Origin of the sequence: Macrococcus sp. DPC7161 (assembly GCF_004117835.1) — a bacterium.
Classification (GTDB): Bacteria; Bacillota; Bacilli; order Staphylococcales; family Staphylococcaceae; genus SDSC01.
The window spans coordinates 275,801-289,231 of sequence record NZ_SDSC01000001.1; the positions used below are offsets into that span (position 1 = coordinate 275,801).

Here is a 13,431-nt window from a genome sequence, read left to right on the forward strand (position 1 = left end):
CACTCCTTTAATTCATGATTAATATTAATTAGTGATATATCATAGAAGATATATTAACAACTATAACTATTTTAGTGAATTCCATAAGAATATACAAAAGATAACGTAGAGGTGAATAAAATGGCAATACAATGGTTTCCTGGGCATATGGCCAAAGCAAGAAGAGAAGTAACAGAACAATTAAAACTTGTGGATTGTGTATTTGAACTCGTAGATGCAAGAATTCCTTATTCTTCAAGAAATCCGATGATTGATGAAGTGATTAAAGATAAACCACGTGTCGTTTTATTAAATAAAATGGATATGGCAAATTTACAAGAGACAGCAAAATGGGAAAACTTTTTTAGAGAAAAAGGTTATGTTCCAGTATTGATTGACAGTAAACAAGGTAAAAATTTAGATAAAGTCATTCGTGCAGCTGAAGAAGTAACAAAAGAAAAATTCGAGCGAATGAAGCAAAAAGGATTACGACCAAGAGCGATAAGAGCAATGATAGTTGGGATTCCAAACGTTGGTAAATCTACATTAATTAATCGATTAGCGAAAAAAACAATTGCTAAAACAGGTAATATGCCTGGTGTAACAAAAAAACAACAATGGATTAAAGTTGGTAAATCTTTAGAATTATTAGATACGCCGGGGATTTTATGGCCGAAATTTGAAGATCAATTGGTAGGTAAAAAGTTGAGCTTAACGGGTGCAATAAAAGATAGTATTGTTCATTTAGATGAAGTGGCTATTTATGGCGTTCAATTTATGCAACAACATGATTTACAAAAATTGAATCAACATTATAACATTCAAGTGGAAAGTGATACGCCTTATATTGAGGTTTTTGACGCGATAGGCAGAAGTAGAGGATTAAAAGCCCGTGGTAATGAAATTGATTATGAAGCGGTAGTAGAGGTTATAATTAGAGAAATAAGAAATAATAAAATCAATAGATACACATTTGATATTAAAAGCGAAATGAATGAAGACAATGAATAAGATGAAAATTAATGAAATAAAAGCATTATTAAATGAAATGGATGATATACCAACTATTGAACAATACTTTCAACATGAATCACGTATTGGTGCTAAAAAAGCCATACAATCAAGAATAAATGCATTAATGAAAATTGAACAATTAAAAATAGAATATCATGAAAAATTGACTCATGAATCGAAATATCCTAATAAAATCATTTGTGGTGTCGATGAAGTAGGACGCGGTCCTTTAGCAGGGGAAGTCGTTGCTTGTGCAGTGATTTTAAATGATGGCCATTATTTTTTAGGGCTCAACGATTCTAAAAAGTTATCCAAACAAAAACGAGCAGCTTTAAATGAAGCATTACTTCAACAAGTTGATTTTGGTATCGGTATTGCTACTGTTGAAGAAATCGATAAATATAATATTTATGAAGCGACTAAAATGGCAATGAAAAGAGCAATCAGTAATTTAAAACAAACCCCTGAAGTATTACTCATTGATGCGATGAAATTAGACACAGATTTAGAAGAAGTTTCAATTATTAAAGGTGATCAGAATAGCATTTCAATAGCAGCGGCGAGTGTGATTGCGAAGGAATACCGTGATCAAATGATGAAGGAATATAGTGAACTTTATCCTGGTTATGACTTTGAACATAATGCAGGATACGGAACAAAACATCATTTAGAAGGTATCACTCGTTTGGGAATCACGCCTATTCATCGAAAGTCTTTTGAACCTATCAAATCTATGTTAAACAATCAAAATAATTAAAAAAACTCGTTTATAAGTGCTTATCTTTTGATAAGTGCTTATTTTTTTAATTATTAATCTATTAATCCTTTAAATCGTTACATGAGTTTGAATATTTAAGCAATTACGGTTTACAATAGCGCTTACATTTTCTATAATTGTTACGTAAGAGAATTTTGTGCATTATAGGAGGATGGAAAATGAATATCCATGAGTATCAAGGAAAAGAAATTTTTCGCTCGATGGGTGTAGCAGTTCCTAATGGATCAGTTGCATTTACACCTGAAGAAGCAGTGGAAGTTGCAAAAACTTTAAATAGTAGTGTGTATGTTGTTAAAGCTCAAATTCACGCAGGGGGCCGCGGTAAAGCGGGTGGCGTTAAGATTGCAAAATCTTTAGATGAAGTAAAAGCATACGCTGAAGAACTACTTGGTAAAATTTTAGTAACACATCAAACTGGTCCTGAAGGTAAAGAAGTAAAACGTCTTCTTATTGAAGAAGGTTGTGACATTCAAAAAGAATACTACTTAGGATTTGTATTAGACCGTGCAACAGATCGCGTTGTTTTAATGGGTTCTGAAGAAGGTGGTACTGAAATTGAAGAAGTTGCTGAAAGAACACCAGAAAAAATCTTCAAAGAAGTTATCGACCCAGTTACAGGTTTAATGCCATATCAAGCGCGTCGTTTAGCGTTCAATATTAATATTCCAAAAGAATCAGTAAATAAAGCTGTTAAATTAATGTTAAGCTTATATGAAGTATTCGTACAAAAAGATTGTTCTATCGTTGAAATCAATCCACTTGTAACTACAGGTAGCGGTGATGTATTGGCGTTAGATGCGAAAATCAACTTTGATTCAAATGCTTTATACCGTCAAAAAGATGTTGTAGCATTACGTGATTTAGAAGAAGAAGATCCAAAAGAAATCGAAGCTTCAAAATATGATTTATCATATATTGCTTTAGATGGAAACATCGGTTGTATGGTTAATGGTGCTGGTCTTGCGATGGCAACAATGGATACAATCAACCATTTCGGCGGAAATCCTGCGAACTTCTTAGATGTAGGGGGCGGCGCTACAACTGAAAAAGTAACTGAAGCATTTAAAATCATTTTAGGTGATGAAAAAGTTAAAGGTATCTTCGTTAATATTTTCGGCGGTATCATGAAGTGTGATGTTATTGCTGAAGGTGTCGTAGAAGCTGCTAAACAATTAGAATTAACAATTCCTCTTGTAGTACGCTTAGAAGGTACAAACGTTGAGCAAGGTAAAGCGATTCTTGCGTCAAGTGGCCTTGCAATTACGCCAGCTGATACTATGGCTGACGGTGCACAAAAAATCGTAGCATTAGTAGGGAAAGAATAAGGGGGATTTTCTGTGAGTGTATTTATTAATAAAGATACTAAAGTTTTAGTTCAAGGAATTACTGGATCTACAGCATTATTCCACACTAAACAAATGTTAGATTACGGTACAAAAATCGTTGCTGGGGTTACACCTGGTAAAGGTGGATTAGAAGTTGAAGGTGTTCCTGTATTCAATACTGTTGAAGAAGCAGTTAAAGCAACAGGCGCTACAGTTTCTGTAATATATGTACCTGCTCCATTTGCTGCTGATGCCATTGTTGAATGTGTAGATGCTGAATTAGATATGGCGATTTGTATTACTGAACATATTCCAGTTTTAGATATGGTTAAAGTTAAGCGATACATGGAAGGTAAGAAAACACGTTTAGTTGGACCTAACTGTCCAGGTGTAATTACTGCTGATGAATGTAAAATTGGTATTATGCCAGGATATATCCACAAAAAAGGCCACGTTGGTGTGGTAAGCCGTTCTGGAACATTAACTTATGAAGCAGTACATCAATTAACACAAGCTGGAATAGGTCAAACGACAGCAGTAGGTATTGGTGGAGACCCAGTAAATGGAACAAACTTCATCGATGCTTTAGAAGCATTCAATAACGACCCTGAAACTTATGCAGTTGTAATGATTGGTGAAATTGGTGGAACTGCAGAAGAAGAAGCTGCTGAATGGGTTAAAGCAAATATGACAAAACCTGTAGTAGGATTCATTGGTGGTCAAACAGCACCTCCAGGTAAACGTATGGGACATGCTGGTGCGATTATTTCTGGTGGTAAAGGTACAGCAGCAGAAAAGATTAAAGCATTAAATGCAGCTGGTATTAAAACAGCAGCGACACCTTCTGAAATCGGTCAAACATTAATCGACCGTATTAAAGAAGAAGATGGCTTATACGAAAAATGTTTAACGGTTAAATAATCGTCATTATTTAAAACCTACATATTAATATGTATTAATAGAGATTGAGGCAATTTGTCTCAATCTCTTTTTTTAGAGATAAATTAAATGTTTAAAAAAGATCAAAGTTTAAATAAATACCTACATATTTTAAAACTTTGAGTATTTTTAGAACAAAAATTTACAATGATTAAATTGATTTTGATACACAATTAATAATTCATTTGTATGCTTCTCTTGAGGTGATTATATGGAAAAGCATCATGAAATCATATTGAAATTAATTTATTCGGGTTTTTCTTCACAACAATTACATCGATTTTTTAGACAATATCGAACATATCATTTTAATACAAATCAATTTCAATTTGTATTAAATAACCTCTTTCCAAGTGTAAATACGAAGGAAAAGTTGGAGAGATTTAATCGTATTACAATAGAAGAAATACATGATAATTTAATCAATTACCATGTGAAAATATGCTTTTTTGATATGCCTGAATATCCCCAACAATTACTGGAGATTTATGATTATCCATTTGTGTTATTTTATAAAGGTGATATCAGTTATGTGCATAAAAAGACGCTTGCAATCGTAGGCAGTCGGGAAAGAACAAGTTATACGGTTAATGTTTTAGAATCATTTATGCCTAAATTCATAAAGAACGATATCGTGATTGTATCTGGCCTTGCAAAGGGAACTGATAGTGATGCGCATTTATGTGCAATTCATCATCATGGTAAAACGATTGGCGTACTAGGGTTTGGTCATGGTACGCATTATCCAAAAGAAACACATATGTTACGTCAATTAATGGAACAAACGCAACTCGTAATCAGTGAATATCCCCCAAATGCCGGTGTACAAAAGTTTCGTTTTCCAGAAAGAAATCGTATTATCAGTGGTTTGTCTTATGGAGTATTTGTGACCGAAGCAAAAGCGAGGTCAGGTAGTTTAATAACAGTTGATCAAGCCATAGACCAAAATAAAAACGTTTATTGTTTACCAGGTGATATCCTTAACCCGCATTCAATGGGGTGTAATTTACGCATTAATGAAGGTGCAAAAATGGTATTAGAGGTTCAAGATATTTTAGAAGATTTTAATAATTTAATTTAAAAACATTATAAATTCATTGACAAACCTAAATTAATACCTATATTATTTACATTTGAATGGAGTATTCAAAAGGGGGATATGCAAATGGCAGAAAATCTTGTCATCGTTGAATCGCCTGCAAAAGCAAAAACCATTGAAAAGTATTTAGGCAAAAAATTCAAAGTCATTGCATCTATGGGCCATGTTCGTGATTTACCTAGAAGTACGATGGGTGTCGATGCAGAGAATAATTTTGAACCAAAATATATTACAATTCGAGGAAAAGGACCAGTAGTATCTGAATTGAAAAAACATGCAAAAAAAGCAAAGCATGTTTATCTTGCAAGTGACCCGGACCGCGAAGGTGAAGCAATTGCTTGGCATTTAGCTCATATATTAGATATAGATGAAAATGAAAAATCTCGTGTTGTTTTTAACGAAATAACAAAAGATGCTGTAAAAGAAAGTTTTAAAAATCCAAGAACAATTCAATCAGAATTGGTTGATGCACAACAAGCAAGACGTGTTCTAGATCGTTTGGTAGGGTATAACATTTCTCCGGTACTATGGAAAAAAGTTAAAAAAGGCCTTTCTGCGGGTCGTGTTCAATCCGTAGCTTTAAAAATGATTATCGATCGAGAAGAAGAGATTAATTCGTTTAAACCAGAAGAATATTGGACAATTGATGGATTATTTGAATATAAAAAATCAAAATTTAAAGCAAAGTTTTTACATGAAAACAATAAATCGAAAAAATTAAGTTCTGATCAAGATGTTAAAGCAGTCGTTAAACAACTAAAATCAGATTTATTTGATGTTACTGACGTAGTAAAAAAAGAAAAACTACGTTATCCAGCACAACCATTTACTACAAGCTCATTGCAACAAGAAGCAGCGCGCAAATTAAATTTTAAAGCACGTAAAACAATGATGCTTGCACAACAATTATATGAAGGTATTGATTTAAAACGTCAAGGGACTGTAGGTTTGATTACTTATATGCGTACGGATTCAACACGTATCTCTGATGTCGCTAAAAGTGAAGCTACAGAATATATTACGACGCATTTTGGAAAAGAATATATTGGGGTACAAAAGGGCAAAAATAAAGGTAACGCACAAGATGCTCACGAAGCGATTCGACCGACAAGTGCAATGCGTACACCTAATGAAATGAAAGCATTTCTTTCAAGAGACCAATTACGTCTTTATAAATTGATTTGGGAACGCTTTATGGCAAGTCAAATGGCACCAGCTGTGATTGATACAGTAAGTGTTGATTTAACGCAAGATCAAATTAAGTTTCGTGCAAATGGTCAAACAATTAAATTTAAAGGATTTATGAGTGTATACATTGAAGGGACAGATGAAGAGACAGAGGATGGAGAAAATAAATTACCACCTTTAGAAGTCGGAGATCAAGTCAAAGCTGTCAATATTGATGAAAATCAGCACTTTACACAACCACCACCACGTTATACAGAAGCAAGACTTGTAAAAACGATGGAAGAAAAAGGTATTGGTAGACCGTCAACATACGCACCTACTATTGATACCATCCAAAAACGAAATTATGTAAAAGTCGATGCGAAAAAATTCTATCCAACGGAATTAGGGATAATTGTTAATGAATCCGTAAAAGAATATTTTCCAGAAATTATCGATGTTGATTTCACTGTAAATATGGAAACATTATTAGATAGAATCGCAAATGGTGAAATTGGTTGGAAGAAAGTCATTGAAACGTTTTATAATGACTTCAAAACACATGTTGAACGTGCTGAAAAAGAAATGGATAAAATCGAAATCAAAGATGAACCAGCTGGTGAAGATTGTGAAAAATGTGGTTCACCTATGGTATTTAAAATGGGTAAGTTCGGTAAATTCATGGCATGTTCTAATTTCCCTGATTGTAGGAACACAAAAGCAATCGTTAAAACAATAGGTGTTCCATGTCCAAAATGTGATAATGGTGAAGTGGTTGAAAGAAAATCTAAGAAAAATAGAATTTTCTATGGATGTTCAAACTTCCCTGAGTGTGACTATACTTCATGGGATAAACCATTAAACAGACCATGTCCAAAATGTGATACAAAACTTGTTGAACGTAAAAAGGGTAAACAAATACAAGTTGTTTGTCCAAATTGTGATTATACTGAAAAAGCGCAATAAAATAGAATGGGGAATGGCCCATTCTTTTTTTGCGTCATACGAGGAGGAAAAAAGATGCAAGTAAACGTTATTGGGGCAGGTTTGGCTGGTTCAGAAGCAGCTTATCAACTGGCTAAACGCGGCATTAAAGTAAAATTATATGAAATGAGACCTGTAAAACAAACACCCGCACATCATACAGATAAATTTGCTGAGTTGGTTTGTTCGAATTCATTACGAGGTAATGCTTTAACAAATGGTGTTGGTGTTTTAAAGGAAGAAATGAGACGCTTAGATTCATTAGTTATGAAAGCAGCAGATAATGCAAGTGTTCCAGCTGGTGGTGCATTAGCAGTCGATCGCCATGAATTTAGTGGTTACATTACTGATACATTAAAAAATCATGAAAATATTACAGTTATTAATGAAGAAATTACTTCTGTTCCTGAAGGACCGACAATTATTGCGACAGGGCCTTTAACCACAGAAAACTTAAGTAAAGATATTCAAAAATTAACTGGCCAAGATCATTTGTATTTTTATGATGCAGCAGCACCGATTATCGAAAAAGATTCAATCGATATGGATAAAGTTTATCTAAAATCAAGATATGATAAAGGTGAAGCGGCGTATTTAAACTGTCCAATGACTGAAGAAGAATTTAACCGTTTTTATGATGCTTTATTAGAAGCAGAAGTCGTTCCATTAAAAGAATTTGAAAAAGAAATTTACTTTGAAGGCTGTATGCCATTTGAAGAAATGGCACGTCGTGGTCGTAAAACGCTTTTATTTGGACCTATGAAACCCGTAGGTTTAGAGGATCCTAAAACAGGAAAACGCCCTTATGCAGTTGTACAATTACGACAAGATGATGCAGCAGGTACTCTTTATAATATCGTTGGATTCCAAACGCATTTAAAATGGGGTGCGCAAAAAGAGATATTAAAATTAATTCCAGGTTTAGAAAATGTGGAAGTGGTACGTTACGGTGTAATGCACAGAAATACATTTATCAATTCACCTACAAATTTACGTCAAACTTACCAATTTAAAGGTAAAGATGATTTAATGCTTGCAGGTCAAATGACTGGTGTTGAAGGATATGTTGAATCTGCAGCGAGTGGATTGATAGCCGGCATTAATATGAGTAAAGTAGTCAATGGTCAAACACCAATTCTTTTCCCAGAAAACACGATGATTGGTGCTATGGCATATTACATTACACATACGAATAGTAAAAACTTCCAACCTATGAATGCGAACTTCGGTTTATTACCATCATTAGATGTTCGTATTAAAGATAAAAAAGAGCGTTATGAAGCTTTAGCACATAGAGCATTACAAAGTTTAGAACATTTTAAGGTAACAATTTAATATTGATTGATATTTAATTTTAAATTGTGATACAATTCAGATAAATAGGAGTGATGGTATGTCAACAACGAATTTTGATTCATATTTTTACTATTTAAAAAATGAAAAAAATTATTCTAAACATACCATTACAGCCTATCAAAAAGATTTATTACTTTTTCAAAAGTACTTAAATCAAATGGGTTTACGAATTACTGATTTCCAATATCAAGATGCAAGAGGTTATTTGGTTTATTTATATGATTTAGGTTTATCCAAAACATCTGTATCGAGACATATTTCAGCAATTCGTTCTTTTTATGACTTTTTCAATATGGATAACGATTTACAAAATCCTTTTAAACAACTTGTACAACCAAAACAAAAAAAGCATTTACCTGAATTCTTTTATGAAAAAGAAATGCAAGTTTTGATTGATTCAATCGATACAACAAAACCAATGGGGATAAGAAATCGTGCCATAGTTGAATTATTGTATGCAACAGGTATGCGTGTAAGTGAATTAACAGCACTGAAACTTTCTGATTTTGATTTACAAAATCGATTTGTTAAAGTTGTGGGAAAAGGTAATAAAATACGGCTCATTCCTTTTGGGGAATATGCTTACGATGCAATCATGAATTATATTGATGTTCGTGAGGGTATTTTAACCAATCATGATTATTTTTTTGTTAACCAACAAAAAGGACATCTGACTGAACGAGGCGTAAGGTATATTTTAAAACAATTGATTGATAAAAGTGCAATCAATCAAAAGATTCATCCACATAAATTAAGACATACTTTTGCAACACATTTATTAAATCAAGGTGCTGATTTAAGGACAGTTCAAGATTTACTTGGACATGTTAATTTATCTACAACAAGTCATTACACACATGTAACGAAAGAACATTTAAGGAAAACTTATTTAGATACGCATCCAAGAAGTGATTAGGAGTGGTTTTGTGGGTCAGATACATGCAACGACAATTTTTGCGATCCGTCATAACGGTCAATGTGCGATGAGTGGTGATGGACAAGTAACATTAGGTCAACAAGTCATCATGAAAAATACCGCTAAAAAAGTAAGACGATTATTTAATAATGAAGTAGTTGCAGGTTTTGCAGGAAGTGTTGCCGATGCTTTTACATTGTTTGAGAAATTTGAAGCCAAACTTCACGAATATAACGGCAACTTACAGCGCGCAGCAGTAGAATTAGCTAAAGAATGGCGTGGCGATAAAATGTTACGTCAATTAGAGGCAATGTTAATTGTGATGAACAAAGATGATTTATTAGTAGTCAGTGGTACTGGTGAAGTGATCCAACCTGACGATGATATTATTGCTATCGGCTCAGGTGGTAACTATGCACTAAGTGCTGGGCGAGCATTAAAAAAACACGCACCACATTTAACAGCTAAAGAAATTGCAAAAGCAAGTTTAGAAACAGCTGCAGACATTTGTGTTTTCACAAATCACAATATCATTATTGAAGAAATTTAACGTTTTATGGATTTGGAGGAATCGAATTGATGAATTCTAGTAAATTGACACCGAAAGAAATTGTTCAAAAATTAGATGAACATATCGTTGGTCAGACAGATGCAAAGCGTAAAGTTGCAATCAGTTTAAGAAACCGATATAGAAGAATACTTCTAGATGAACAATTACAACAAGAAGTAATGCCTAAAAATATATTAATGATTGGTCCAACTGGTGTTGGTAAAACAGAGATCGCTAGACGTATGGCTAAAATTGTTGGTGCTCCTTTCGTAAAAGTAGAGGCGACTAAATATACTGAAGTGGGTTATGTTGGTCGAGATGTTGAAAGTATGATTCGTGATTTGGTTGAGAATGCAGTTAGAATGATTAAAGATGAAAAGAAAAAGACCATTCGAGACAAAGCGACACATGAAGCCAATAAAGCACTTGTAAAATTGCTTGTTCCCGCTTTAAAAAAGAAAAAACAAACAATAAATAATCCATTTGAAGCATTATTTCAAAATCAAATGGATAATGAAGTTGAAGAAGTGACAGATGAAATAAAAACGAAGCGAAGCGACGTTGAAAAACAATTGTTAAACGGACAACTTGAAGAAGAAATTGTAACAGTTAAAGTGACACAAGAACACAAAGGTATGAATATGTTCGGTATGGATATGCAAAATCAAATGTCTGATATGTTAAGTCAAATGATGCCAAAGCAAAAAGTCGAAAGAAAATTACCGGTTAAACGTGCGAGAGAAATATTGATTGACGAAATCTCAAATGAATGGATTGATTCTGAAAATGTGAATGATGAAGCCATTACTTTAGCTGAATCGTTAGGCATAATTTTTATTGATGAAATCGACAAAATCGCTGGTGGCAATCAAGGGGCAGATGTTTCAAGACAAGGTGTACAAAGAGACATTTTACCAATCGTTGAAGGTAGTGTTGTACAAACAAAGTATGGTACGATACATACGGATCATATTTTATTTATTGGTGCTGGAGCATTTCATATTTCAAAGCCAAGTGATTTAATTCCAGAATTACAAGGAAGATTTCCAATTCGTGTTGAATTAGAGAAGCTTTCGGTTGAAGATTTTGAGCGTATTTTGAAAGAACCGAAATCTTCATTATTGAAACAATACGAAGCATTATTACAAACAGAAGATGTGACAATCAAATTTACTGATGAGGCCATCACAGAACTTGCAAAGATTGCTTATGAAGTCAATCAAGAAACAGATAACATTGGTGCAAGACGATTACATACCATCTTAGAAAAAATGTTAGAAGACTTATTATTTGAAGCTTCAAGCATGCCAAATGCGCACGTGGATATAACACCACAATATGTTCAATCTAAGTTAAGTGATATTGCAAAAAATAGAGATTTAAGTGAATTTATTCTATAAAAAATAAAACAAAGAAAAAGGAGATAATTATGAATTTATTATCTAGAACGCGTAAAATTAATCAATTGTTACAAGAACATAAAGGCTTAGCAGTAGATTTTAAACAAATGGCAGACCGTTTAGGTGAAACAACTTATGCAAATGTATTTATTGTTTCTCGCCGTGGAAAAATTTTAGGTTTTGGTGTGAATGAGTTACAAAAAAATAATCGCATCATTAAAATGTTAGAAGAGCGTCAATTACCAGAAGAATATACACAAAATTTATTAGATGTTGATCAAACACGTAGTGATATTCCATTATCTGATAAATTATCTGTCTTTCCAGCAGAAAATGAAGACTTATTTAAAAACAGCCAAACTGTGATTATCCCGATTAAAGGTGGCGGTAGTCGCTTAGGGACTTTAGTACTTGGTCGTGCAGATAAATCATTTGATGAAAATGATTTAGTACTAGGTGAATATGCAGCAACTGTAGTAGGTATGGAAATTCTTCGTGAAAAACATACTGAAATTGAAAAAGCTGCGCGTGATAAAGCTGCGATTGCAATGGCAATCAATTCATTATCGTATTCAGAAAAAGAAGCAATCGAACATATCTTTGAAGAATTAGGTTCAAATGAAGGTTTATTAGTTGCATCAAAAGTTGCGGATCGTGTTGGAATTACACGTAGTGTTATTGTTAATGCATTACGTAAATTAGAATCAGCAGGTGTAATTGAATCGCGTTCATTAGGTATGAAAGGTACATTCATCAAAATTAAAAAAGAACATTTCTTAGAAGAACTTGCAAATACACATTTATAAATTATTTATGTACGTTTAAATGCTTGAGACATTGTGTCTCAAGCATTTTATTTCTCGTATTAAAGCAAACATAAATATAAAAATTTATATTGTCAAATATGTTGATATGTGATATATTTAAAAACGGCTGTTAAAAGCTAATTCACACATTACAGAAATGGATTTTGTGGGTGCAACATTTGTTGTTACAAAATTGCCTGTAATGGAGGAATATAACCAATTAGGAGGAAATTAAAATGGCAGTAATCTCTATGAAACAATTATTAGAAGCTGGTGTTCACTTCGGTCATCAAACACGTCGTTGGAACCCAAAAATGAAGAAGTACATCTTCACAGAAAGAAATGGTATCTACATCATTGATTTACAAAAAACAGTTAAAAAAGTGGATGAAGCATATAACTTCATGAAACAAATCGCTGAAGAAGGCGGTACTGTATTATTCGTAGGTACTAAAAAACAAGCACAAGATGCTATTAAAGACGAAGCAGAACGTGCTGGTCAATTCTACATCAATCACCGTTGGTTAGGTGGTACTTTAACAAACTACAAAACTATCAACAAACGTGTAAAACGTATTTCTGAAATTGAAAAAATGGAAGAAGACGGTACATTCTCAGTATTACCTAAAAAAGAAGTTGTTGAAATCAAAAAAGAATATGATCGTTTAATCAAATTCTTAGGCGGAATTCGTGAAATGAAATCTATGCCATCAGCATTATTCGTAGTTGACCCTCGTAAAGAGCGTAACGCAATTGCTGAAGCGAAAAAATTACACATTCCAATCGTTGGTATCGTTGATACAAACTGTGATCCAGATGAAATCGACTACGTAATCCCAGCGAACGACGATGCTATCCGTGCCGTTAAATTATTAACAGCTAAAATGGCAGACGCAATTTTAGAAGCACAACAAGGTGTTTCTAACGAAGAAGTTGCAGCTGAACAAAACATTGATTTAACTGAAGAAAAAGTTGAATCAACTGAAAACACAGAAGCTTAATAATTTTAGGTGATAAGTCTACTTATCACCTTTTTTAAAACAAAAAGTTTACTGAATTTAAAATAAAATTTTAGCGTTTTAATGCAATTTTTAGTAAAATAAAAAAGTAAATACAAA

Annotated in this window: 12 protein-coding genes; all 12 read left to right on the forward strand. The window is 33.2% G+C overall.

Annotated elements, in window-relative coordinates; translation table 11 throughout:
- Positions 1-120: 120 nt before the first annotated feature.
- The 12 genes from ylqF (at position 121) to rpsB (ending at position 13,314) form a co-directional block, all read left to right on the forward strand.
- Positions 121-990, forward strand: coding sequence for a ribosome biogenesis GTPase YlqF (gene ylqF / locus ER639_RS01290; RefSeq protein ID WP_129063940.1), 870 nt, complete (start codon positions 121-123; stop codon positions 988-990).
- A complete protein-coding gene (locus ER639_RS01295) occupies positions 983-1,750 on the forward strand; it encodes a ribonuclease HII (protein ID WP_129063941.1) in 768 nt (255 codons plus the stop codon). The genes ylqF and ER639_RS01295 overlap by 8 nt, the downstream gene beginning before the upstream one ends.
- Before the next feature lie 179 nt (positions 1,751-1,929).
- Entirely contained in the window at positions 1,930-3,096 is a 1,167-nt protein-coding gene (gene sucC / locus ER639_RS01300) for an ADP-forming succinate--CoA ligase subunit beta (RefSeq protein WP_129063942.1), read from the forward strand.
- Positions 3,097-3,108: 12 nt separating this feature from the next.
- Complete coding sequence (sucD, locus tag ER639_RS01305; protein WP_129063943.1) at positions 3,109-4,017, forward strand: succinate--CoA ligase subunit alpha; 909 nt, start codon at positions 3,109-3,111, stop codon at positions 4,015-4,017.
- 229 nt (positions 4,018-4,246) lie between these two features.
- A complete protein-coding gene (dprA, locus tag ER639_RS01310; RefSeq protein ID WP_129063944.1) occupies positions 4,247-5,116 on the forward strand; it encodes a DNA-processing protein DprA in 870 nt (289 codons plus the stop codon).
- A gap of 78 nt (positions 5,117-5,194) precedes the next feature.
- Complete coding sequence (gene topA, locus ER639_RS01315) at positions 5,195-7,267, forward strand: type I DNA topoisomerase (RefSeq protein ID WP_205757682.1); 2,073 nt, start codon at positions 5,195-5,197, stop codon at positions 7,265-7,267.
- Positions 7,268-7,321: 54 nt separating this feature from the next.
- Positions 7,322-8,620, forward strand: coding sequence for an FADH(2)-oxidizing methylenetetrahydrofolate--tRNA-(uracil(54)-C(5))-methyltransferase TrmFO (trmFO, locus tag ER639_RS01320; RefSeq protein ID WP_129063946.1), 1,299 nt, complete (start codon positions 7,322-7,324; stop codon positions 8,618-8,620).
- 58 nt (positions 8,621-8,678) lie between these two features.
- Positions 8,679-9,557 (forward strand): site-specific tyrosine recombinase/integron integrase, encoded by an 879-nt coding sequence (gene xerA, locus ER639_RS01325; RefSeq protein WP_129063947.1) that lies wholly within the window; start codon positions 8,679-8,681, stop codon positions 9,555-9,557.
- 10 nt (positions 9,558-9,567) lie between these two features.
- Entirely contained in the window at positions 9,568-10,107 is a 540-nt protein-coding gene (gene hslV, locus ER639_RS01330) for an ATP-dependent protease subunit HslV (RefSeq protein WP_129063948.1), read from the forward strand.
- Positions 10,108-10,136: 29 nt separating this feature from the next.
- Positions 10,137-11,507, forward strand: a complete 1,371-nt coding sequence (gene hslU, locus ER639_RS01335) for an ATP-dependent protease ATPase subunit HslU (protein WP_129063949.1) — start codon at positions 10,137-10,139, stop codon at positions 11,505-11,507.
- 29 nt (positions 11,508-11,536) lie between these two features.
- Positions 11,537-12,313, forward strand: a complete 777-nt coding sequence (codY, locus tag ER639_RS01340) for a GTP-sensing pleiotropic transcriptional regulator CodY (protein ID WP_129063950.1) — start codon at positions 11,537-11,539, stop codon at positions 12,311-12,313.
- A 236-nt stretch (positions 12,314-12,549) separates the two neighbouring features.
- The gene (gene rpsB / locus ER639_RS01345; protein ID WP_129063951.1) at positions 12,550-13,314 is read left to right on the forward strand and encodes a 30S ribosomal protein S2; all 765 of its coding nucleotides are present in this window, start codon (positions 12,550-12,552) and stop codon (positions 13,312-13,314) included.
- Positions 13,315-13,431 lie beyond the last annotated feature (117 nt).